The 24078-nt window shown below is 56.1% G+C and carries 21 protein-coding genes; 9 read left to right on the forward strand and 12 right to left on the reverse strand.

The annotated features are described in order from the left end of the window. Positions 1-21: 21 nt before the first annotated feature. Positions 22-843, reverse strand: a complete 822-nt coding sequence (locus tag QN378_RS11640) for a hypothetical protein (protein WP_322205264.1) — start codon at positions 841-843, stop codon at positions 22-24. 58 nt (positions 844-901) lie between these two features. Then, positions 902-1342 (reverse strand): hypothetical protein, encoded by a 441-nt coding sequence (locus QN378_RS11645; RefSeq protein WP_322205263.1) that lies wholly within the window; start codon positions 1340-1342, stop codon positions 902-904. A gap of 219 nt (positions 1343-1561) precedes the next feature. Between QN378_RS11645 and QN378_RS11650 the strand changes: the two genes are divergently transcribed. Further along, entirely contained in the window at positions 1562-2407 is an 846-nt protein-coding gene (locus QN378_RS11650; RefSeq protein ID WP_322205262.1) for a cache domain-containing protein, read from the forward strand. A gap of 54 nt (positions 2408-2461) precedes the next feature. On the opposite strand, the gene QN378_RS11655 is transcribed toward QN378_RS11650, so the two are convergent. The 3 genes from QN378_RS11655 to QN378_RS11665 all read right to left on the reverse strand — a co-directional run bounded on the left by QN378_RS11655 (position 2462) and on the right by QN378_RS11665 (position 5325). Continuing rightward, the gene (locus QN378_RS11655) at positions 2462-3976 is read right to left on the reverse strand and encodes an MDR family MFS transporter (RefSeq protein ID WP_323551063.1); all 1515 of its coding nucleotides are present in this window, start codon (positions 3974-3976) and stop codon (positions 2462-2464) included. Between the two features lie 122 nt (positions 3977-4098). Then, positions 4099-4251, reverse strand: a complete 153-nt coding sequence (locus QN378_RS11660) for a hypothetical protein (RefSeq protein WP_322205260.1) — start codon at positions 4249-4251, stop codon at positions 4099-4101. A gap of 174 nt (positions 4252-4425) precedes the next feature. Continuing rightward, positions 4426-5325, reverse strand: coding sequence for a LysR family transcriptional regulator (locus tag QN378_RS11665; RefSeq protein WP_322205259.1), 900 nt, complete (start codon positions 5323-5325; stop codon positions 4426-4428). 113 nt (positions 5326-5438) lie between these two features. Here QN378_RS11665 and QN378_RS11670 point away from each other — a divergent pair, with 113 nt between their 5' ends. Then, on the forward strand, positions 5439-6053 hold the full coding sequence (locus tag QN378_RS11670) for an NAD(P)-dependent oxidoreductase (RefSeq protein WP_322205258.1): 615 nt from the start codon (positions 5439-5441) through the stop codon (positions 6051-6053). Positions 6054-6092: 39 nt separating this feature from the next. Here the strand turns inward: QN378_RS11670 and QN378_RS11675 are convergent, their stop codons facing one another. Then, complete coding sequence (locus QN378_RS11675; protein WP_322205257.1) at positions 6093-6980, reverse strand: LysR substrate-binding domain-containing protein; 888 nt, start codon at positions 6978-6980, stop codon at positions 6093-6095. Positions 6981-7141: 161 nt separating this feature from the next. On the opposite strand from QN378_RS11675, the gene QN378_RS11680 reads away from it, so the two are divergent. The 7 genes from QN378_RS11680 (at position 7142) to QN378_RS11710 (ending at position 15011) form a co-directional block, all read left to right on the forward strand. Continuing rightward, entirely contained in the window at positions 7142-8782 is a 1641-nt protein-coding gene (locus QN378_RS11680; protein ID WP_323550813.1) for a 5-guanidino-2-oxopentanoate decarboxylase, read from the forward strand. Then, positions 8776-10218 (forward strand): aldehyde dehydrogenase family protein, encoded by a 1443-nt coding sequence (locus QN378_RS11685; protein WP_323550814.1) that lies wholly within the window; start codon positions 8776-8778, stop codon positions 10216-10218. Before QN378_RS11680 ends, QN378_RS11685 begins: the two co-directional genes overlap by 7 nt. 220 nt (positions 10219-10438) lie before the next feature. Next, the gene (locus QN378_RS11690) at positions 10439-11542 is read left to right on the forward strand and encodes an ABC transporter substrate-binding protein (RefSeq protein ID WP_322205254.1); all 1104 of its coding nucleotides are present in this window, start codon (positions 10439-10441) and stop codon (positions 11540-11542) included. Between the two features lie 182 nt (positions 11543-11724). Next, positions 11725-12531 (forward strand): ABC transporter permease, encoded by an 807-nt coding sequence (locus QN378_RS11695; RefSeq protein ID WP_407074064.1) that lies wholly within the window; start codon positions 11725-11727, stop codon positions 12529-12531. Next, on the forward strand, positions 12528-13385 hold the full coding sequence (locus QN378_RS11700; protein ID WP_322205252.1) for an ABC transporter permease: 858 nt from the start codon (positions 12528-12530) through the stop codon (positions 13383-13385). The genes QN378_RS11695 and QN378_RS11700 overlap by 4 nt, the downstream gene beginning before the upstream one ends. Positions 13386-13405: 20 nt before the next feature. Continuing rightward, the gene (locus tag QN378_RS11705; protein ID WP_323550815.1) at positions 13406-14461 is read left to right on the forward strand and encodes an ABC transporter ATP-binding protein; all 1056 of its coding nucleotides are present in this window, start codon (positions 13406-13408) and stop codon (positions 14459-14461) included. Positions 14462-14780: 319 nt separating this feature from the next. Beyond that, on the forward strand, positions 14781-15011 hold the full coding sequence (locus QN378_RS11710; protein ID WP_322205250.1) for a hypothetical protein: 231 nt from the start codon (positions 14781-14783) through the stop codon (positions 15009-15011). 6 nt (positions 15012-15017) lie between these two features. On the opposite strand, the gene QN378_RS11715 is transcribed toward QN378_RS11710, so the two are convergent. The 6 genes from QN378_RS11715 to bglX form a co-directional block, all read right to left on the reverse strand. Beyond that, positions 15018-15641 (reverse strand): flavin reductase family protein, encoded by a 624-nt coding sequence (locus QN378_RS11715; protein ID WP_322205249.1) that lies wholly within the window; start codon positions 15639-15641, stop codon positions 15018-15020. Positions 15642-15776: 135 nt separating this feature from the next. Further along, positions 15777-16136 (reverse strand): hypothetical protein, encoded by a 360-nt coding sequence (locus QN378_RS11720; RefSeq protein WP_322205248.1) that lies wholly within the window; start codon positions 16134-16136, stop codon positions 15777-15779. Positions 16137-16839: 703 nt separating this feature from the next. Next, the gene (locus QN378_RS11725) at positions 16840-18159 is read right to left on the reverse strand and encodes an MFS transporter (RefSeq protein ID WP_323550816.1); all 1320 of its coding nucleotides are present in this window, start codon (positions 18157-18159) and stop codon (positions 16840-16842) included. Between the two features lie 179 nt (positions 18160-18338). Beyond that, complete coding sequence (locus QN378_RS11730) at positions 18339-19676, reverse strand: sigma-54 dependent transcriptional regulator (RefSeq protein ID WP_323550817.1); 1338 nt, start codon at positions 19674-19676, stop codon at positions 18339-18341. 5 nt (positions 19677-19681) lie between these two features. Then, positions 19682-21484, reverse strand: coding sequence for an ATP-binding protein (locus QN378_RS11735; protein WP_416350633.1), 1803 nt, complete (start codon positions 21482-21484; stop codon positions 19682-19684). Positions 21485-21534: 50 nt separating this feature from the next. Continuing rightward, positions 21535-23820, reverse strand: a complete 2286-nt coding sequence (gene bglX / locus QN378_RS11740; protein WP_322205244.1) for a beta-glucosidase BglX — start codon at positions 23818-23820, stop codon at positions 21535-21537. Between the last annotated feature and the right edge of the window lie 258 nt (positions 23821-24078).

Raw genomic sequence — 24078 nt, forward strand, 5'->3', positions numbered from 1 at the left:
CGTGAATACGCTCAACTGCATTCATGCCGCAGCAGGGGCGGACTCAGTGGTTTTGGCTGGCAGGGGTTCAATGAGCGTGCACTGCGCAACGAGCGAGTTAGCATCAGACTTGCGGAAATATTTGCTCATCCACGGGTCCCAGGTTGCTTCTTCGGTATTGGGATACCCATTGTCTTCTGCTTCTTTCAAGAACCTGAGTAGCTGCTCCCTATGACCTTCGGGGTACATCGAGCGCTCGACGTCTGATTGCGCATCGCAGAAAGCGATTAGCGCGCGATAAGGAGTACCGTCGCGGTTGGTGTTCCTGGTCATGTATTCGAAGTCTTTTAGCTGCTGGGTGCGTGACGCCAGGTAACGTTCGGCGGGGGTATGGTTGCCGGTCTCGTCATAAAGGATGTCGCATAATTCGTCTCTCGAAAGAGATTCGTACGGGTTGCCGGTTTCACTGCCAGTGGTATGTGAGAAAAGCATAAATGAGGCGGCTTGTTCCGCTTGAGCCAACCTGGCGGGGGATGTGTCCAACGGCTTTTGCATCATCAGCGGCGATGCTTTGCCTTGACTGTTTACTTGCTCCATAAAACCAATTTTCCAGCTCGAAGCTCCCTGAGTGCGGTGCCAGATAGCTTGAAGTTCGGCTTTTGACCGGGGCGTTGTTTTTACGGATTGTTCTTCTTGGTATAACCCCTGCGCTTCTTTGGAAATGGTTACTGACGACGTGGTTTCACTCTGGGCGTCATGCGCCAGTGCCGTTGATGTTTCTCGTGTATTTCCCGTTTGGTCAAAACGGACAAGAAACTGCGGAGGGTAAGACGTTGCGGCAGTCGCGTTGGCGGAAATCGTCATGAGATAGCTCCCTGCTTTTTAAGGCAGGGCACCTGCAGGCAAGTGCCCTGCAGGTGTGTTATTGAATGGTGAAGTTCACGGTGTAGTTAAACGGAATGCCCAGTGTCGGAAGTGAGATCGAGGCAGTACACGTCGCGCGCGATGAGCCGATGGATTCGCCGGCTTTTTTCCAGGTCGGAATATGTCCGCGCATTGATGGCATTGCTAAATGGGACGCCGTGAATCGGCATTTCTTAGTCCCGGCGGTGTAGGTGAAGCGTATGCCCGATGCCTGATAGCCGAAGCTGGTCAATGTGAAATTTGTGCTCCTGCCTCCATCAATTTGGCCGGGGGGCGGCGTGACACTTCCGGAAAATTGCCCAGGGCCAAACACTGCCGACGCAGACGTCCGGTTATTAACGAAAATCTTCGTTTCCGTATTAGCACTGGCCGCCACACTGCTAACGCTCGCCACCAACCCCAAAAAACCAGCCAATACTGCTTTCTTTGCACACTTCATAACGGTCAAATTCCTATCTATCAAATTGATCCATAGCGACCACAATCGGTCGTTTCATCACTCTGTAAATCCTTCCCCTCATCAATCGGCAGCGACGAAAAACCCTTAATACGGACGTTTCCGCTTCGGGTGTGGGACGTTTCTTGATAGGGCTGATGGGCATAAGTGCGGCTTACGTCTAAGCTCTGGCAACTTCAATAATAAGAATGGGGATGCGGTATGAAGCGACTACGGATGAGTGCGATGCTCGGCTGGTTGTTGTGTCTGTGCTTAAGCAGCCAGGCATGGGCAGCTGAAGCCGCCGATGACGGGCAGGCAGCCAAGGATTTGTTGATCAAGGCGCTGGCCGAATACCAGAAGCAAGGTGACAACGCGTTTGCCGAGTTCAGTCGGCAGGGGGAGTTCGTCAATGGCGAACTTTATGTTTTCGTGGTTGATGTGAACGGTGTGATGCTGGCGAGCGGCGGACCGTCGGCGGTATTGATCGGGCGGGACGTGATGCCCACGCTGAGCCCGGATCTACAGAACGCCTTTAAAGACATTCTCAGCACGCAAGCCAACGGCATCCAGGAAGCCGAATACCGCTGGCAAAACCAGAACGACGGCAAGGTCGAACGCAAGCGCGTTTATTACAAGCGTGTGGGTGATCGGGTACTGGCGGTGGGTTATTACCTGCCACGGGCCTCGGCCGAACAAGCCAAAGCGCTATTGGAAAAAGCCTCTGCCGCGTTGGTCAAAGACGAAACCGGTACCATCAACAATATCAACAGCCTGAAAGGCGGTTTCCTCCAGGATGATCTGTACGTATTCGTCGTCGATTTGAATGACCACCGCTATGTCGCCCACGGCACTAACGTGCGGTTGGTTAAAACTGACTTCAGCAAGGTCAAGGATCCGGAAGGCAAACCTGTCGGCGAGTCGATACTGGCGCTCATCAACAAGCAAAACGATGGCGAGTATGATTATCGCTGGCGTAACCCGGTGACCAGCAAAATCGAGAACAAGCACGCTTACGTGCGCAAGGTCGGCCACTTCCTGGTGGCGGTGGGTTATTACAGCCGCTGATCTAGTAGAAAATCATCAGATCGCCCTCGCTTGGCGATCTGATGGGGGCGGGCTTCACGCAGTGCTCTTGTCACCGTGGGCCCGACCACGCAGTAGTTTGTTCGGCATCGCGATAGCGGCGACCAAGCCCAGCAGTGAAATCCCTGCGCTGATCATCAACAGATGGCGAAACGTTAGCGATAGCTCCCCTCGTAAAATCTCCAAGGCCGGGCCACTGGCCGCATTCAAGCTGTCCATCAGCAGATTGCCCGAACTGGCTGCTCCCACCGGTCCGCCATTGAGCTGACCAATCCCGGAATTCTGCAACATCGCCAGCAACAGTGCTGACATCAGCGCAATGCCCACCGCGCCGCCCAGTGAGCGGAACAAGTTGGTAGTACTGGTCGCAACGCCCATGTCGGTGGGATCAACTGAGTTTTGCGTGCCCACCAGTGACGTCGGGAATTGTAAGCCGCAGGCGAAACCGGTCAACACCATTAATACGCTGGTGATCAGAACCGACTGCGGCGGTGTGAACGCCATGCCCAGCACCACGAAGGGCATCATCAGTGCGCCGGCGAGAATCAACGGTTTATAACGCCCTGTCAGCGATGTTCTACGTCCGCCAAAAAAAGCGCCCATCGGCATGCCAATCGCCAGCGGCAACAGGTGCAACGCGGCTGCGTCTGCGCCGCCACCGGTTACGGTCTGGAACCGCAATGGCATCAGGACGATTAATGAGATCGATTGAAAACTGGTAAAAAACATGGTGCACCAACACAGCACCGCCGTGCGGTTGGCAAACAGATGCATCGGTAACAAAGGCTCCCGTGCTCGGCGCTCGTACCAGACGAAGGTTGCCAGTGCGAGCAGCGCTACGCCGAGCAGCACCAATACTTCGGGGTCGTGCCAGCCATGGCCTTGACCGATCTCGGTGACGCCCAGCAGCAGGGCGCTTAAACCAATGATCATCAAGACCGTGCCTAAGTAGTCGATGATTGGCGTGCGCTGCGGAACGGGCAAACCGATCAATGTCCGTCGGGCGATCCACCAGGCGCTCAGCCCCAGCGGTAAGTTGATCAAAAATACCCAGCGCCAAGACAAGTATTGCGTCATGACGCCGCCCAGTACCGGACCGGCGACACTGGCTACGGCGTACATACCGCTGAAGTACCCTTGATAACGCCCGCGTTCACGCGGCGGCACGATGTCGCCAATGATCGCTTGGCTGACCGAGACCATTCCCCCGGCGCCAATCCCCTGGATGATCCGTGCCAGCACCAATTGCTCCATGCTCTGAGCCATGCCGCAGAACAGCGACGCCAAGGTAAATAGCCCGAGGCCAAACAGCATCAGGTTGCGTCGACCGTAAAGATCGCCGAGCTTGCCGTAGATGGGCACGGCAACGGTCATCGCGACCATATAGGCGGAAATCACCCAGGCGAGGAGATCAAAATCGTGGAACTGGGCGGAGATTGCCGGCATCGAGACCGCAACAATGGTCTGATCAAGCGCGCTAAGAAAGACCGCCATCATGAGCGCGAATAGCACGCTGCGGATAGCAGGTTTGGGTTGGTTCAGACTGGTCAAGATAGCGCCCAACTAGCAGTGAAAACCTGCCGCAAAGGTCGGCAGGAAGAGGCTGGTCAGTCTAATCCGATAGCACGCTATTCGATAGGGCCGTATGCAATGAGGTAGAACGAGAAGGCGGCCTACTTGAGGCTCAGTCCAGCAAAGGTCGCGTCTTGAGGCGCGCAGTGGTTGGCGGTGCAAATGGAGAAACGCGGCGCTTGCCGGGCTTCCTCGATTCTATAAGCACCAGCGGCGTAAATGGCCAAGACGACAGCGACTGAAAGTACGGCCATGGTTCTTCTTTTTGTAATTATCATGTTGCCCACCTCTATCCGACTTTAAAAACGTGTTTTTAAAAGGATTAAGTCAAGTGTAGGACAGTTCTCGTCTGCATGCAGTTTGCGTCTAGTTATCGCTAATTTACTGAGAGCCTGCGCGACCAATAGTCATATAGGTAGCGTGCATGCTTAGCGTAGCCATTCGTTCTCGTCTTTGAAACGTTCTGAAAAAAAATCCACAAGACTGCGCAAGGCCGCCGGCATGTGCTTGCGCGATGCATAGACCGCATAAAGTGTGAGATTGCGTGGGGGTGCATCGGGCACTAGTTGAATCAACGTACCGTTGCGTAAGAAGGTACCTGTCAGATAAGTCGGCAGCATAGCCACCCCTGCACCAGCTAACGTAGCCCGCACCAGCGCCGATGAGTCGTTGGTGCTGAATGACCCTTGAATGGGCACGGCAATCTGCTCACCATCCTGCTCAAAATGCCAAAGCCTGGTGCCGAAATAAGTATGTGTCAGGCAGTTGTGGGCGCTGAGATCCTCTACCCGTGCTGGGGTGTTATGTTCGCGCAGGTAGCCTGGCGAAGCACAGATCACCGATCGAAGAACAGTCAAGCGGCGGGCGATCAGATTCGGGTCCAAGTCGTTGCTGGCGCGAATGGCCAGATCGATACGTTCATCAACCAAATTCACGGTTCTGTCCATTGACTGCATATCGATGCTGACGTCGGGGTGCAGCCGGAGGAATTCACTGATCGCATCGGCCAGATGCGCGTGACCAAATGAAGTGCTGACGCTAATGCGCAACTTGCCGCGCAATGGCTGCTCCGCAGCGCTCACGCTCGCTTGCATGTCGGCTGACAGGTCCAGTATCTGCCGGCAGCGTGGCAGGGTGTCGTTGCCCGCAGCGGTCAGGCTAAGTTTACGTGTAGTGCGGTGCATCAGCCGTGCACCAACCCATTCTTCCAGCTCGGCCAGATAGCGAGAAATGGCTGGGCGCGAGAGGTCCAGAAAATCCGCTGCCGCAGACTGGCTGCCCAAATCCGCCACCGTGACAAACACCTGCATTGCAATCAAACGATCCATAATTTGCCCGATCCATGAAACAAACTATGTTCAAGCATGGCATTTTTTTAAACTAATCGCGCCGCTAAGCTTTGTTCATTCCATTAATCCCACGCTTATTACGGAGAGTCACCATGAGCAAGATCGCAATTATCGGCGCTACCGGTCGCGCTGGCAGCCAGCTACTGGAAGAGGCTCTGCGCCGTGGTCATAGTGTTACAGCTATTGCTCGTGACGCTTCATCGTTGGCTGGACGTTCAGGCGTCGTTACAAAAAATCTGGACGTTAATGATGGCAAGGCCTATGCCGAAGCCGTTGCTGGACATGATGTGGTTATCAGTTCCACGCACTTTTCTTCGGTGTCGGCTGGCACAACCATAGAGCCGGTAAAACGCGCAGGCGTTCCTCGGTTGTTGGTGGTGGGCGGCGCGGGTAGCCTGTTCGTAGCGCCAGGCGTGCGGGTGATCGACACACCTGATTTCCCTGAAGAATACAAAGCCGAGGCCGCTGCCGGAGTCGCATTTCTGGAGGTGCTGCGTCAGGAAAAAGATCTGGACTGGACCTTCTTGTCGCCATCGGCACTGTTCATAGAAGGCCCACGTACTGGCGTCTTTCGGCTAGGTGGAGACGATTTGCTGGTGGATGCCAACGGCAATAGTTCGATCAGTTTCGCGGATTTTGCCATCGCGATGCTCGACGAAATCGAACGGCACAATCATTCGCGCCAGCGTATTACCGTCGGTTATTAACGCGGTTTGCGGTCGGACCCAACGTGTTAGCGAGGCGTATTAATCGCTCCGCTCAGCCGCTTGAGTCAGCAACCAGTCGATCAGTTCGCGCAGCTGTGGTGAAGGGGCAGAGCGATCCGGATAGACCAAGTAATACGCAGCGCCGGTTCGCACCTTAAGGTCGAAAGGCATTACCAGCCGACCAGCGCTGAGGTCTTCGCCGATCAATGCCCAGTCGCCAATGGCCACGCCAGTGCCTTGGGACGCCACCGACATAGCCAGGTCAAGCGTGTCAAAGTGCTGGCCCTTTGCGATGTTATTCACCGTGGTGCCGGCGGCCTTGAGCCAGGTTTCCCAATCGCGCTGATCACGGGTCGGATGCAGCAACATGTGCTGCTCCAGATCGGCCAATGTATTGAGCGGGATCAGCCCGCTCAATAATTGTTGCGAACATACCGGCGTCAGTTGCTCGTCGAACAGGTGATGCGCCACCACCGAATTGGCCGGGGGGGCGCCGTACACCACGGCGGCATCAAACTCCTCTCGGCGAAAATCCACCGCATGCTGAATAGTCGTGGTCAATTCCACCGGCACCTCTGGGCGCTCTTTTTGCCACTGCAATAAGCGTGGCAACAACCAGCGCATCATGCAGGTCGGTGCCTTCAGTCTTAAGGTTTCGCGTTTCGCACCGACTTGTTCTACGGCTTCGTCGATCAACGAAAACACCTTCTGAATTCGTGGGAACAAGTCGCTTCCTTGAGTCGTCAGGCTCAACCCTCTCGCTTGACGCTGAAACAGTGCATAGCCCAAATGACTTTCCAGCCCGGAAATCTGCCGACTCACCGCGCCTTGGGTGATGTGCAGCAGTTCGGCGGCCCGCGTGAAATTGCAACACTGGGCCGTAACCAGGAAGGTATGCAGGGCAGGCAGGGGAGGAAGGCGTTTCATTTGGCGCTCAGGCATGAAGTGAGGACATGCCTAGCATGACATTTTTTGCCTTGTCACAGATATGGCCGCACGGGTCCAATTGCGGCTCATCTGTAGCCTGTCCCGCAGCCGTAAGCGTCGGGATGTTTTTGCAGCTCCAAACAGAAGGAAGGCGGACAAACATGGCAACGTGCGGCGAAGTATTGGTCAAATTGCTCGAAGGCTACGGTGTCGAGCAGGTCTTCGGCATCCCCGGTGTGCATACCGTCGAGTTGTACCGTGGGCTCGCGGGCTCATCAATCAACCATGTCACGCCGCGTCATGAACAGGGCGCTGGCTTCATGGCCGATGGTTATGCGCGCACCAGCGGTAAGCCCGGTGTGTGTTTCATCATCACCGGCCCTGGCATGACCAACATCACCACGGCCATGGGCCAAGCCTATGCTGACTCAATTCCGATGCTGGTTATCTCAAGCGTGCAATCGCGCAATCAGTTGGGCGGAGGACGCGGAAAGCTCCATGAGCTGCCATCTCAGAGCAACCTGGTCGCTGGCGTCGCCGCGTTTTCCCACACGTTAATGTCGGCGTCGGAATTGCCTGGGGTATTGGCCCGGGCGTTTGCGTTGTTTCAGGCCGGACGTCCGCGGCCGGTGCACATCGAGATTCCGCTTGATGTATTGGTGGAAAACGCTGACGACCTGCTCAATAGTCCACCAGTCAGTATTAGCCGCGCCGGTGCCGCCCCGGCTGCCGTTGCACAGATGGTCGGCCTTCTGGCTGCCGCGAAACGACCGCTGATTCTGGCCGGCGGTGGCGCTATCGACGCCGCCTGCGCACTGACACAGCTCGCCGAGCTGCTGGATGCTCCGGTCGCATTGACTATCAACGCCAAAGGTATGCTGCCCTCACGTCACCCGTTATTGATCGGCTCGACCCAATCATTGGTAGCCACGCGGGCGTTGGTGGCCGAGGCCGACGTCGTGCTGGCCATCGGTACTGAGCTGGCCGAAACCGACTACGACATCACCTTCGCTGGAGGTTTTGAAATTCCTGGTACGTTGTTGCGGATCGATATCGATCCCGACCAAACCGTGCGCAATTATCGGCCGCACGTTGCGCTGGTCGCTGATGCCGATACCGCTACGCAGGCGTTGCTTAGCGGACTGACGGCCACAGAACTGGCCACACGCCGTGCAGATTGGGGCCAGCAGCGCAGCGCCGTATTGCGCGAAACACTTGAAGCGACATGGGACGAAGCCACTCGCGGGCAGACGTTTTTTTTGCAAGCGTTACTCGATATTCTTCCGGACGCGGTAATTGTCGGCGACTCCACCCAGCCGGTGTACACCGGCAACCTGACGCTCAATCTTGAGCAACCACGGCGCTGGTTCAACTCATCGACCGGCTACGGCACCCTCGGCTACGCCTTGCCCGCCGCCATTGGTGCGTGGCTTGGCCGTGGGTCTGACGCGAGCAACCGGGGCGCAGTGGTGTGCCTGATCGGCGACGGCGGTTTGCAATTTACCCTTGCCGAATTGGCCAGCGCCGTCGAAGCGCGCACGCCGATTATCGTGTTGCTTTGGAATAACCAGGGCTACGAAGAAATCAAAAAGTACATGATCAATCGCGCCATTGAGCCGGTGGGCGTCGATATTTATACCCCTGATTTTGTTGCCGTCGCCAAAGCGTTGGGCTGTGCTGCCCAAGCCGTTTCTGGTGTTGAACAACTGAAAGCGGCCTTGCGTGCAGCGGATGACCGTCAAGGTCCGACCCTGATCGAAATCGACCAGACACAGTGGATGAACGGGTTGAAATCATGCTGAGCGCCCAACACGGTCTCTACATAAATGGACACTGGTTGTCTGGCAGCGAAATGCTCTCAGTGATCAATCCGGCCACGGAAGTGCCTTTGGCTATCGTAGCCGGCGGTGATGAAACGTCGGTTGAACACGCCGTGCAGGCGGCGCAATCGGCGTTTGCAGTCTGGTCGCAAACCTCTGGGGCCGCTCGTGGCGCGGTGTTGCGCAAGATCGTCAGCGGGGTGCAAGAACGCCGCGAGCGCTTGATCCAACTGCAATCGCTCAACAACGGCAAACCATTATTCGAGGCGGCCATTGATGTCGATGACGTGATCGCGACCTTCGAGTATTACGCCGTTCTTGCCGACGCGCTGGACGCAGATCAAGACAGCGCCGTGCCGTTGCCCAGCAACGACTTTTCAGCGCGCTTGCGTCATGAAGCGTGCGGCGTTGTGGCGTTGATCGTGCCCTGGAATTTTCCGATGGTCACCACTGCATGGAAGCTAGCCCCGGCCCTGGCGGCCGGATGTTGCGTGGTATTGAAACCGTCGGAAGTCACGCCGCTGCCAGAGCTGGAGCTGGCCGATATCATCGCTCAATGCGGCTTACCTGCGGGTGTCTTCAACTTGGTCTGTGGCACCGGGCTTGGGGTCGGGGCGCCCTTGGCGGCGCATCCTGGCGTTGCGAAAATCTCCTTCACCGGCAGCAACGCGGTGGGCGTTCAGGTGATGCAGCGCGCCGCTGAAACAGTGAAGGGCGTCAGTCTGGAATTGGGTGGCAAATCCTCGTTGTTGGTGCTGGCAGATGCCGATGTTGAGTTGGCCGTCGAGCTCGCTAGTGGCGGCGGATTTTTCAACGCCGGGCAGATGTGCTCGGCCACCAGCCGGGTATTGGTCGCCGAGGAATTGGCTGACGTATTCCTGGAAAAACTCAAAGCGCGTGCCAACGCTATTCATGTTGCTGACCCCTTTGACCCTGACGTCGAAATGGGCGCGTTGGTTAATCAGGTGCAATACCAGCGAGTGCTTAGCCATATCGCGGCGGCTATCAGTGACGGTGCGCAGCTGGTATGCGGCGGCGAAAGGCCTGCGAAATTGCCTCGCGGATATTTTTTGCGGCCGACGCTGTTCACGGGTGTGCCCTTGGACAGTGCATTGTGGCGCGAAGAGATTTTTGGCCCGGTGCTGTGCGTGCGTAGCTTCACTACCGAAACCGAGGCTATTGCGTTGGCCAACGACAGCGAATTTGGCTTGGTGGCCAGTGTCGTCAGCCGCAATATCGAGACTGCCAATCGAGTCGCAAACGCCCTGCAGGCGGGGCTGGTGTGGATAAACGCGCCCCAGGTAATCTTCCCCCAAACGGCGTGGGGCGGTTACAAACACAGCAGTATCGGACGTGAGCTGGGGCCATGGGGGTTGCACGCTTTCCAGGAAATAAAACACATCATCAGAAGCGTCTAGAAGCTCGATAACAGCAAACGCATGCCTTCTTTCGAGGCATGCGTTTGACACATGGCTTCGATGACAAACTTTCGATTGTTGCCTCTTTCTCGTCGCCTCAGGATGACCCCGTCAACTCAGCTAAACCCTCGATTTACGGGTGCTGTAGCTGATCGGGCGCGCGCACTCAGCCTGGGGCGAAGACGCGATCACCTCACTTAAGAAAGCAACGGAGTCCGTCATGGGCGAGCATGATCTGAACAGAAGGCAATTCATCAAGACGGTGGGTGTTGCATCGGTTGCCGCCGCAGCGATGTCCATGCCGTTTATCCGGGCGAGCGCCAGCGAAAACCAGTTTCAAGGCAAAACCTTGCGCTTACTGACGTGGTCCGATGACACCGGGTTGGCAGCGTTGCGCAACATAGCAGCGACCTTCGAAGCTAAAACCGGCGCCAAGGTCATCGCTGACCGAACCGGCAGCACCTCAGAGATGGTTGCCAAACTCAAAGCCGGTGGGGATCGCCCGCAATACGACATCATCACCTTGGCGGGCGTGGGCGCAGAAGGCTTGGCCGCCGCCGGTCTGCTGGAAAAACCAGACCTTAACCGTATTCCCAACATCGTCGACGTCCCGGAGAAATACCGCACCGGCGCCAATGGTCATGGCATCGGCTACTTGCTCTGGTGCAACAGCCTGATTTACAGCACCCGCACCGTGAAAGAAGCCCCCGATAGCTACGCTGCGCTGTGGGACAAGGATCTGGCACCAAGTATTTTTCTGCCGCCGCCCAACTGGACCGAGGCCATGGACCTGATCATCATCGCCGCCAAATTGGCCGGTGGTGACGAGCACAACGTTGAGCCGGGTTTCAAAAAGCTCGCCGAACTTAAAGACCGTGTAGTGACCCTTGGCGAGAACCCTAACCAGATCGCCGAATTGTTCCGCACCGGTTCGCTGGACATGGGTGGCTTGTATGCCCCTGCTTTTTTTCCGAAACAACTTCGCGATCCTGCCTACGGCTTGGGCGCTACGTTCGGCATGAAAGAAGGCTTTTACACTGACTTGATGCAGACCGTTATGCCGAAAAACCGTCCAGGCGATACTGACTTGGCATACGCCTTTATCAACCATTCTCTGGACCCAGTGGTGCAGGGCAAGATGACTGAAGACATCTACAATGGCCCGGTCAACGCCAAGGCCGTCATCTCGGCTGAAGCGCGCAAGAGCCCATACATCCTCACCCCGGAACAAATCGCCGACAAAGCGATCATGCACGACAACGCCTTTCTGGCGACGGTGCATGACCAGTGGATTCGTCGTTACACCGAGATTTTCTCTTCCTGATGTGCTCATCGCGAACAGGCGCAGGCTTGCTCGCGATGGCGGTATCGCTGCTGTAATCCATCTCACACGAGATTATTGCTATGCAAAACCACCCTTCGATCCGCGCGGTTACTACGCCTTCGCGGCACGGTGCCAAACCGATTTCTACCACGCTACGCGCTTGGCTTTTTCTCACGCCGTCGATGCTGTTCCTCGCCGTACTGATCGCAGCGAGCTTGTTAGTGTTGCGCATGAGCGTGGGAACCAAAGGCGCGGAATGGACCGGTTTCAGCCTTGCCAGCTACGCGCAATTGGCTGAGCCCTATTACTTGAAATCACTGCTGCTGACCTTGCGACTGGCGTTGTTCAGTGCCGCCATCGCGGTGGTGCTGGCGATTCCGGTGGGCTACACCATGTCGCGCCTGCAATCGCCGTTCTTGCGCCGAGTATTTCTGGCGGCTGTCCTGCTGCCGTTACTGGTCAACCTACTGCTGCAAAGTTATGGCTGGTTGGTGATTCTCGGGCCGGGCGGAATGCTCAACAAATCCTTGATCGGCCTCGGCGTCATTACCCGTCCGGTAATGCTGCTGTATAACCAAAACGGTGTGCTGATGGGCTTGGTGCAAACGGCTTTTCCACTCGCTGTACTGCCAATCGCCAGCGCCATGCGTGGCGTTTCTCGCAGCTATGAAGAGGCTGCCGCAACCCTAGGCGCCAGCCGCTTTCAAGTGTTTCGCCAAGTGATATTGCCGATGAGTTTGCCGGGAATTATCACTGGCGCCACTTTGGTTTTCGCCTACAACGCCAGTAGCTTTGTCGTACCGTTGTTGCTTGGCGGCAGGCGAGTACCGATGTTGGCGGTGATGGTCCACGACCAAATCGCACCGCTGATGAACTGGCCCGCCGCCTCGGCAGCAGGTGTGGTTTTGATCGTCACCACGCTGGCGATCATGACCCTTTCCGAATATTTTGCGGGTCGTCGCCGTCGTCTGTTGGAGGCCTCGCAATGAGCCGTTCTTCAAAAGCTCGTTTTCGCTTCCAGCCGGTATTGCCCGGTGATACCGGGCGCTTTGCGGGCTTGCTCTCTGGCTTGATTCTTTTGCTGGCGGTACTGCCGATCCTGACCATGATTGTCATGTCGTTCAGTGGCGCATCCAACCTCGATTTCCCGCCCAGCAGCTACAGCCTGCAATGGTACAAAGCGGCTTGGCAGACGTTCGTATCTCCCGATGCCAGTGATGTCCTGAGCCTCGGCAAAGCCATGGCCACGAGCCTATGGGTCGCTTGCTTGACCATGATTCTGGCTACCGCCGTGGCGGTGCCGGCTTCCTATGCACTGACCCGCTGCGAATTTCGTGGCAAAGGCATAGCGCTACAACTGATGTCGTTGCCATTGGTGTTCCCGATGGTGGTGCTGGGCTTGGCACTGCTGCTGATTTTCGACAGCTTGCCGTTCCAGATAAACACTTCGCGCCTGGTGATTGCTCACGTGATCCTGGCGCTGCCATTCGTGGTGAAAAACTGCACCGCGGCGATGATGTCGATTGGCAGCGAGGTGGAAGAGGCAGCGCAAATGCTCGGTGCTTCACCGTTGCGAGCTATCTTCGATGTAGTGGTTCCATTGATGAAATCCGGGATTCTTGCCGGAATGTTGCTGGCGTTTATCGTCTCCTTCAACGAATTCACTGTGACCTACTTTCTCTACAACATCGACGTCATGACCGTACCGATCTGGATGTACAGCCGTACGGTCTCATCGCTGGACCCCACCGTATTCTCGTTTGCCGTACTGATCGTGCTGATCGACTTCGTCCTGATTTGGGCGCTGGAGAAGCTGGTTGGTGAAGGTGGCGTTTCGTTTTAGTTTTTTTGAGGCTTACATAAATGACCGGATTGATTCTGGAAAACGTCGAGAAATATTACGGCTCGGCTTGCGCGGTGACCGACGTCAATCTGCACTTGCCAGAGGGCAAGTTGGTATGTTTTCTCGGCCCGTCTGGCTGTGGCAAAACCACTTTGCTGCGGATGATCGCCGGTCTGGAAACCTTAACCAGCGGCGAGATTCGTCTCGACGGCGAAGACGTCAGCCACACCCCAGCGCACCAACGCAATTTCGGCATGGTCTTCCAATCACTGGCGCTGTTTCCGCACATGACGGTCGGTGAAAACATCGCCTATCCGCTGAAACTGCGCGGTGTGAACAAAGCGGACCAACAGGGCCGGGTAAAGGAACTGCTGGAGCTGATTCAATTGCAGGCGATGATCGACCGCCCAGTCGCGAAGCTCTCCGGCGGACAGCGCCAGCGGGTAGCCATTGCTCGGGCGATTGCGTCGCACCCAAAGCTGCTGTTGCTCGATGAGCCTCTGTCGGCGCTCGACGCCAAGCTGCGCGAGTCGATGCAAGTAGAAATTCGGCAACTGCAACAACGGCTCAATATCACCACGATTCTGGTAACCCACGACCAACGCGAAGCCATGACCATGGCCGATATCGTGGTCGTGTTGGGGCAAAACCGGGTGCAGCAGGTAGGTACGCCGATTGAGATCTATCGCAACCCGGCCAATGAATTTGTCGCCGACTTTATAGGTTCTGGAAATATTTTTCCGGCCACTGTGTTGGGTGAAGGTCGGGTCGGCCTTCCTACTGGTGAGGCGCTGGACGTACCGATCAGCAGCAGCATCGCCGTCGGCGCCCAGATCAAAATGTTGGTGCGTCCTGAAGACCTGCAATTGTCACCGCCATTGCCAACAGCGGGTAACCGATTACTAGGCACTGTGACTTTTGTGCGCGACATCGGCGCGACTATCGAAACCACTGTCGAGTGCGCGGGTGTTTCGCTGACGGCCTTGAGCACCCCAAGCCAATGCTTCGGGCTCGCCATCGGTCACCCAGTCTCAGTCACCATTCCCGCTGAAGCGTGTCGCGTTCTGGCGGCTTGAAGGCAAGTGCGATCAAACGCTTTGGCGCTACCGCGCCAGGTCGCGGGAGGTCGGTGCACGGAATTGGCGGCTGTATTCTCGACTGAATTGCGATGGCCGCTTGGTTCGCAACTGCGGCGCTGAACGTTTTTGCCGAAGTGGTTCAGCAATTAATTGTCGGCATCCTGGACTTTCAGACCTTCAAGCACGTCTCTTCTAGTCAAAAAAAACTGAATATCAGGCACCCCTGCGGCAGTTGGCCAGTTGATTAGCGTTTCATTCATTGTTCGCAAAATTGTTTAGAATCGCCGCATTCGATAAATTGGGCAGGGTGATTTGCATGGCACGTAAAGAATTTAAAGACGTCGAGGCGGTGTCTGCCGTTATGCCGGGCGACGGTGGTTACAGCGCAGCGATTGCGGTGAAAGCTCGCCATGCCGGGGGTGCGCCACGTTTTCATCGTGTACTTGGTGATCAGAAGTTCAAAACCGCGCATGACGCCGACCATGCCGCTGCTGAAGAGTTGGCGCGATTGGTCGATGTCGATGCGGACGGCGAGCTGGTGTTTTAAATCGAATCAGCTTTTGGGGCGGTACATCTTGAACAGCGATGCGGGATCAATCTTGAAGTAATCCGCCGGTCCGCCTCCGCGCAAAATATGTTCTGCAGACGCCGTATCGTAAATGCCGTCTTTTAGCATCGACTTAGCAATGTGAACCGCGACTACTTCACCAAGCACCAGCCACGTGGGTATCAATTCCTTGTCGGCGCGTTGCAGCTGGATGATCTGCGTGACCTTGCACTCGAACGAAACCGGTGTCTCCAGCACACGCGGCGCTTTGACGATGCGCGATGCGACCGGAGTGAGGTTCGCCAACTTAAACTCATCAACCTCCGGCGGTACGGAGGCGCAGCTTTGGTTCATCGCCTCAGCCAACGACCACGTCGCCAAATTCCAGACGAACTCACCGGTCTGCTCAATATTATTCAGGCTGTCTTTACGACCGATGCTGCTGAAGCCAATGATCGGAGGTGTGTAATTGAAACCGTTAAAAAAACTATAAGGGGCGAGATTCAAGCGGCCTTGGGCATCCTGCGAAGAAATCCAGCCAATGGGTCTGGGTCCGATGATCGCATTGAACGGATCATGGGGTAGACCATGGCCGTTGGCAGGTTCGTAGAAGTGAATATCGTCTGACATAAAGGGCTCCCTAGTGACAGCAGTTGCTAAGATTAAGTCGCTCATATTGCAAGGCAATAGCCCTGTTTTCCAGACTTTCATACCGCCCAAAATTAAGCCCGGCAGAAGCCGGGCTGGGAGAAGTAATTGAGTCGATTAGCTTGTGCGGTTTGCGCCAACATGGTCAGCGCCGTCTGAAGCAAGACGGTTCGCACCAACGTGGTCAGCGCCGTCAGAACTTACACGGTTTGCGCCAACATGATCAGCGCCGTCTGAAGCAAGACGGTTTGCACCAACGTGGTCGGCACCATCAGAACTTACACGGTTCGCACCTACATGGTCAGCGCCGTCAGAAGCGAGGCGACTGGCGCCAACGTGGTCTGCACCGTCAGAAGTAACGCGGGCCGCGCTTGCATTGGTATGAGCCGAGCCGCCTTCTGCTAACGCCGGCAGAGCGAAGGTGGTGCTTGCCAGTACCGAGAAAGCGATGCCGAAAATCAGTTTTGAAGTTTTCATTATGGGTACTCCGAATCAGTGGGTGGTCTGCGTTGCGATGGAGTGAATGTTACGCCGCTGGGTTTGGTTAAGAAGCTAATAAGCATGCTATCGATTATCGTTAGAATTAATAGTAGGTAATTATTCTTATAAATCAGCTGGTTAACGGCCATTTAAGGGCCTGAAGAAACGTTTCAGCCGTTATCGTGAGTTTTGTAGTGAACTTTTCAGCAGGCAAAATAAAGCCCGATTGATCGTCGGGCCAGGTAGGGAGCGCAGAATAGATACGACGCTACAGTTACGCGGGCTAAGTCGTAATTTATCGTCGGTGCTAAGCCTTCAATGCCCACGTAAGCAGCGCAGTCAGCAACAGTCCGGTCAGCAGAAAAGTGGTAAGAACCATCAAAAGCAATGTGGTTTGCACTGATGTAATTAATGCCATTAGCAGCAACATGATATGCACCTATCGAGTCAGAGCCCTCAACAGGAATCTAGTCAGCACCCATCGAATTGGGTGTTCCAGGCTGCTGTTAACGGGTGAATGGGTAGGTGTGGATGCTACGCCGCCGGTTACTTTTAAAAACTCATTCCGGGTGTTACCAATTATTGCCAATATTAATAGTCATGGACTCGCCTTACACCAAAGGCGTCTGGGGAGGCAAAACGTAAAAGAGACGACCCCTTAACGGTAGTCGCCGCTTCTTAGCTCGATACCGACCAAGCGTTAGTCGGTTTCAATTCGCGAATGTGTGCGGGTGTCTTTCATGAAAACATACACCAGCAACGAAACGGCGATGCAGGCCGTGACGTACCAGTAGTAACCGGTCTCCATGCCAATGCTTTTGAACCACAGGGCGATGTATTCAGCGGTGCCGCCGAAGATCGAAACGGTCAGCGCATACGGCAGGCCTACACCCAGTGCGCGGATTTCAGTCGGGAACAGCTCGGCTTTCACTACGGCGTTGATCGAGGTGTAACCGCTGACGATGATCAGCGCGGCCATGATCAGGAAGAACGCACCCCACCAACTTTGTACGGTGTGCAACGTGGTCAGGATTGGCACGGTAAACAGCGTACCCAGCAGACCAAATGCGATCAGGATCGGACGTCGGCCGATTTTATCCGACAGCGCTCCAACCAGTGGCTGCAGGCACATGAACAAAAAGAGCGTGGCTGCCGAGATGGTGGTGGAGTCGGTGATGCTCATGCCAACCGTGTTTACCAGATACTTCTGCATATAGGTGGTGTAGGTATAAAACGCCAAGGTGCCACCCATGGTCAGGCCGACCACCGTCATCAATTCCTTCGGATGACGCATCAAGGTCCGCATCGCGCTTTCTTTTGGCTTTTTCTTCTTGGTGAATGATTCGGTTTCTTCCATGCCACGACGCAGGTACAGCGCAACCACGGCACACAGCGCGCCGATGACGAACGGAATACGCCAGCCCCATGCGTACAACTGCTCGGTAGTAAGGGTTTGCTGCAAGACGATCAACACGGCGAGTGCAATGAGCTGGCCGGAAATCAAAGTGACGTATTGAAAACTGGAGAAAAAGCCGCGCCGTTCTTTTGTGGCCATCTCGCTCAGGTAAGTAGCAGAGGTGCCGTACTCGCCACCCACCGACAAACCTTGCAACAGGCGGGCAAACACCAATAGCACCGGGGCGCCGACACCGATAACGGCATAGCTGGGGGTCAACGCGATGATCAATGAACCAAAGCACATCAACAACACTGATGCCATTAACGCAGCTTTACGGCCCTTGCGGTCGGCATACATGCCCATCAGCCAGCCGCCGATCGGACGCATCAGAAAGCCTACGGCGAAAATCGCAGCGGTGTTGAGCAACTGCGCGGTGGTATCGCCTTGCGGGAAGAATGATTTGGCGAAGTACAGCGAGAACGCGGCGTAAACGTACCAGTCGTACCACTCGACCATGTTGCCAACCGAGCCACTGAAAATTGATTTCAGACGACTGCCAGTGGTTCGTTCTTTGACCGGCGCAGCAGCCGACCCTTCAGACAGAGTGTTGGAGGTGTCCATTAAGAATCCTTGTAAGTCATTGTTTTTAGTGGGGCGCATGCGAGTGCAGCCTGACAGTCTCTTAGCAGGAGCTGTGCCAGGCCGTTGAGGGCCGGTCTAGAGGGGTTATTAATTATTTTTCGGCAAGAATCCGCTTGCTGGAAGGATGTTGGTAAGCGGAAAGTTGCCGATCAGGACGGCTAGTCGATGCTTGGTAGAAACATTTCCCGTTGCAGACCGTGGCGCTGCATTTTTTCGTTAAGGGTTCTGCGCGGCAACTGCAGTTCACCGAGCACAGCCCTAATGTCGCCTTTGTGCCGAACCAGAGCCGCCCGCAGGCAGTGGGCTTCGAAAGCCTCTTGCTGCGCCGCCAGCGATTGCCCCGACTCGACAGCGTTTGGTTGCCAATGGCTCAACCCCAGCACCTGACGTTCGGCTGCGTTACCCAGCTCGCGGACATTGCCTGGCCAGTCATGGCTGAGCAGGTGACTCAACTCGGCGCCGCTTAGCACCGGGACCTTGCGCCCTAAGCGCTCAGCGGCGGCTTGGGCAAAATGGTTGAATAGCAGGGGAATGTCTTCCCTGCGTTCACGCAGGGGTGGCAGGCGCAGTTCAGCGACGTTTAGTCGGTAAGCAAGATCCTCGCGAAAGCGCCCGGCCCGTGCCTCTTCAAGTAAATCCGGCTTGGTCGCGGCAATGATCCGAACATTAATGCTGATGCTTTGATTTGAACCCAGGCGTTCTAGCCGCTGCTCTTGTAGAACGCGCAATAGCTTGACCTGTTGCCCCAGCGGCATGCTTTCAATTTCGTCGAGAAACAATGTGCCGCCGTCGGCGTACTCCAGCTTGCCGATGCGCTTGCCTTGGGCGCCGGTGAAGGCTCCACTTTCGTGACCGAACAGCTCCGCCTCGAACAAGTGTTCGGGGATCGCCCCACAATTGAGGGCGACAAAAACCTTGTTGGCGCGAGGCCCGAAGTCATGCAAGCAGCGCGCAACGAGCTCTTTGCCGCTGCCGGTTTCGCCGCGAATTACTACGTTAACCGGCAGTAGCGCCAGTTCCAGCACCTGACGACGCAAGACCTGCAAACTTGGTGTAACACCGAGCAGGGTTTTGTCGATCCTGGCCTTCGCGTCGGCCTGCTCATGCAGTCGGCGATTTTCCAATACCAACTGACGCTTCTCCAGCGCCCGACGCAGAATCCTCAGCAATATTTCCGGGCTGAACGGCTTTTCCAAAAAATCGTAGGCGCCGTCACGCATGGCGTCCACCGCCATCGGCACGTCGCCGTGGCCCGTCAGCAAGATCACCGGCAAATCAGAGTCCAGAATCTGTAGCCGATCCAGAAACGCCAGACCGCCCATGCCCGGCATGCGCACGTCGCTGACGATTACTCCGGGAAAATGCTCCGGCAGCGCGGCGAGACACTCTTCTGCTCGGCTATACAGCTGTACGCTAAAACCGCTAAGCGTCAGCCATTGCTGGACGGCTTCACGGATGCTGGCCTCGTCGTCGACCACTATGACGCAATTCAACATAAGGGTCAGACCTCTGGTTCTGCAGGTAAAACAAGGCTAAAGCGTGCGCCATCACTGTAATTTTCCGCCGTCAGCGTGCCGCCGGATTCATGAACGATGGCATACGACACGGCCAAACCCAGCCCCAGGCCGTCGCCTACCGGTTTGGTGGTGAAAAACGGGTCGAAGATGTTTGTCATATGCTCTTGGGCAATACCTCCGCCGGTGTCGCCGACCGATAAGCGCCAAAGGGGTGGCGAGTTGGGTTCTGGTTCAAGGCTTACTTCCAGTCGTTTGAGCGGTGCGTCACGCATGGCGTCCAGCGCATTGCGCAACAAGTTGATCAGCACCTGTTCCAGGCGGATGGCATCACCGCGTACGAAGGCGGGGCGGATAAGGTGCAATACGCAGCTGACCTTCTCGTGACGTAAGCGAGGGTCAAGCAACAGGAGGGCTTGATCGACTACAGCAGCTAAATCCAAGCGTTCGCGCAATCCGCTGGGGCTTTTACGTGCGAAAGTCTTCAGGTGCCCCGTTAATGCGGCCATGCGTGTCAGTTGCTGATCCAATGGCCCCAAGGCTCTGTACGCATCATCGATTCGCCCGTGATCCAGCAGCAGGCGCAAGCTGGCCAACTGCATGCGTTGGGTGGTTAACGGTTGATTGATTTCATGGGCCAGCGCCGCCGACATTTGCCCCAGCGCCGCCAATTTGGCCGATTGCACGAGCCCGTCTTGTGCGGTGCGCAGATCACGGGTGCGCTCTTGGACCAACTGTTCCAGCTCTTCACGACTACGTCGATGCACCCGCGCCAGACGCCAGCGTTGGTAAAGAAACAGCCCTAGAAATACCAGTGTTAGCCAAGTGCCCGCTCCTGCCAATGCGGCATTGCGTGTGTCCTCGGCGAGGGCCTGAGGCTTGCGAAGCAAATGCAGCGTCCACCCTTCAGCGGCTAGTGGTAGCGATTCCCACAGATAATCGGCCGCGCCTTGCGGACCTTCGATGCGGGACAAATGGCTGGTCTTGCTGAATTCACGGATTGTTTGGCTCTTCAGTGGGGACAACGGTTGTTTATCGTATTGCCGGGTGGCGGCCAGTTCGGCGCGGTCAGCGGCGGATATCGGCAGCAATTCCCGGTAGCGCCAGCCCGGCTGATTGGCAATGAAGACGATGCCTTTGGCATCGCTAAGCAGCAGTAGATCATCGCCTTGACCCCAATCGCGCTCTAGGTCGGGGAACTCAAGTTTCACCACTATCGCGCCCAAAAAATCCCCGGCGTCGTTGGTTACTGCGTTGGACAGAAAGTAACCGGGGATGCCACTGGTAACGCCCACTGCGTAGAAGCGTCCGACGCCCTCGGCTTTGGTTTGTAGGAAATACGGTCGAAAGCCGTAGTTATGGCCGACGTAGCTGCTGGGCAGTCGCCAATTACTGGCGCCGACGGCCAAGCCGCTTCGGTCCAACAACTCCAGAGTCGAGGACTGTGCCGCGCTGTTGATTTTTTCCAGCTTGAAATTCAATGCGTCTTGGGTACTTAAGCTGACAGGGCCACTTAGCGCCGAGCGCAATTGGGGGTCCAGTGCTAAAACCGCTGGCAAGGCACGATAACGTTCGATCAGCGTGTGCAGGGTGTTGCCATACAGCATCAGTTGCCCCCCGGCGCGGGCGGCGTCATCGACCAAGGCATGCCGCTCGGCCTGACGAACCGCTATACCGGCCGCCAGCAATGCTCTTATAAGAATCAGCAACGCATAAATAGACAGGTGAGCAAGACGGGAAATTGAGGGCATGGCGACAAAGACAGGATGAACCGGTTCGCACCTTAACATGCGCAGGTACAGCGCAGTTCCGGGGCGGAACTGCGCATTCAGCCGAATGGTTACAGCAAATTAAATCTCTGCTGTTTCACGTCTGAAGAATCGAGACCGATCATCACGTCGAACGCGCCGGGCTCGTCGACATATTTCAGCGCCGCGTTGTAGAACTTCAGGTCGTCTTCACTGAGGGTGAAGCTGATGACTTTTTCCTCACCGGCTTTAAGCATGACTTTCTGGAAGTTTTTCAACTCTTTGACCGGGCGGGCAATAGAGGCAGTGACGTCATGCAGGTACAGTTGCACCACGGTCGCCCCATCGAGTTTGCCGGTATTTTTCAGCGTGACGCTGGCGGTCAACGTGCCGCCGCGTTTCATGTCCTTGGCGGACAGTGTCACGTCAGACAGGCTGAATTGGGTGTAGCTCAGACCATAACCGAACGGGAATAACGGGCCGTTAACTTCCTCAAAGTATTGCGAGGTGTAGTTGCCTGGTTTGCCGACCTGATAGGGCCGACCGGTGCCAAGGTGCGCGTAGTAGACCGGCAGTTGGCCAATCGAGCGCGGGAAAGACATGGCCAGCTTGCCGGACGGGTTGTAGTCGCCGAACAGTACGTCGGCCACGGCGTTACCGCCTTCCGTGCCGGGGAACCAGGTTTCCAGCATCGCGTCAGCCTGTTGCTCCTCAGTGACCAGGGTCAGCGGTCGGCCGTTCATCAATACCAGCACCAACGGTTTACCGGTGGCTTTAAGGGCGGCGATCAAGTCCCGCTGTCTGCCAGGAATGTTAAGGCTGGTGCGGCTCGCCGATTCGTGGGACATGCCACGCGACTCGCCGACCACGGCAACAATGACGTCCGATTGCTGCGCGACCTTGACCGCTTCGGCGATCATTTCTTCGGCAGGACGTGGGTCAACTTCAACTTCAGTGACCATGAAGTTCAGGTATTTAATGATCGACGGATCATCGGCAACGTCAGCGCCTCGGGCGTACAGCAGCTTGGCTTTATCGCCGACGGCATTGGCCAGACCGTCATAGACCGTCACCGATTGTTGCGGTACGCCGGCAGCTGACCAACTGCCCAGCATGTCGAGTTGGCTTTTCGCCAATGCACCAATGACCGCAATGGTGCCTTGTTTTTTTAGCGGCAGCGTTTCGTGGTCATTTTTCAGCAATACCAGAGTTTTGCGCGCAACGTCACGGGCTTCGGTACGATGCAGACGGCTTTCAGCGTTGGTGTCGGCCGGGTCGTGAGCCGCATCGCCAATGCGGCGAAACGGGTCAGCAAACAGCCCCATATCGTACTTGGCGCCCAGGACTTCACGAACGGCGCTGTCGATGTCGTTCTGGGAAATCTCGCCGTCTTTCAACAGTCCGGGGAGTTGCTCGCCGTACACCGAGTCGTTCATGCTCATATCAACACCGGCTTTGATTGCCAGTTTGGCGGCTTCACGGTCATCGCGGGCTACGCCATGGCGGATCAACTCTTTAATCGCGCCGTGGTCGCTGATGGTTACGCCTTTGAAGCCCCAATCCTTGCGCAACAGGTCTTTGAGCAACCAGGTGTTTGAGGTAGCCGGAATACCGTTGATCGAGTTCAGCGCGATCATGACGCCGCCAGCTCCCGCGTCGATAGCGGCGCGATAAGGCGGCAAGTAATCCTGGTACATACGCGTCAGGCTCATATCGACGGTGTTGTAGTCTTTGCCACCCTCTACCGCACCATACAGCGCAAAGTGCTTAACGCTGGCCATTAAGCTGTCGGCCCCGCCCGGATGCTCTCCGCGGTAAGCGTTGACCATGACCTTGGCGATGCGCGACACCAGATAAGTGTCTTCACCGAAGCCTTCGGAGCTACGGCCCCAACGCGGGTCGCGGGAAATATCAACCATGGGTGCGAAGGTCATGTCCACGCCATCAGCGGCCGCTTCGGTGGCCGATACTCGACCGCTCAAGGCGATAGCATCCATGTCCCAGCTGGCGGCCAGGGCGAGACTGATAGGGAATGCCGTGCGATGACCGTGGACAACGTCGTAGGCGAAAAACATCGGGATCTTCAGGCGGCTGTTAACCACTGCGGCCTGTTGCAACGGGCGGTTTTCTGAGCGAGTGATGGAGTTGAACGTGCCGCCAATTCTGCCAGCAGCAATTTCTTTGAGGATTTGTGGCTGAGGCATTTCAGGCCCGATGCTGATCAATCGCAATTGCCCGATTTTTTCTTCGAGGGTCATTTGCTTCATCAGATTAGAAATGAACGCGTTTTTGTTAGCCAGCACAGCAGTACTGGTCTCGGCCATAACCGAGTGACTGGCCAGGCCGACAATAAGGCCCAGCAAACACAGCTTATTCATGAATGATTTCTCAAGGCGTTCTTCAGCAACTCACGTAAGTACTGGTCAGCCAAAAATTTGGTAATTGAGTCTGTTGCGCATATTGTCGATCAGGGCGATGGGCCGCCGCTGAACTCTTTGTCGCGCAGAGCATCTTTAGCGCAGCAAGTTTTAGCGTATTGCGCGTCAGCAATCCAGTGTTGCTCGCGGATTATGCCGGGGATCGATGGTTTTAGCTAAAGTCACTCTGCAGGCCGCAATTAAAAGTATTTCAAGGGA

This window comes from Pseudomonas sp. 10S5 (assembly GCF_035019745.1).
In the GTDB taxonomy this organism is placed as follows: Bacteria; Pseudomonadota; Gammaproteobacteria; order Pseudomonadales; family Pseudomonadaceae; genus Aquipseudomonas.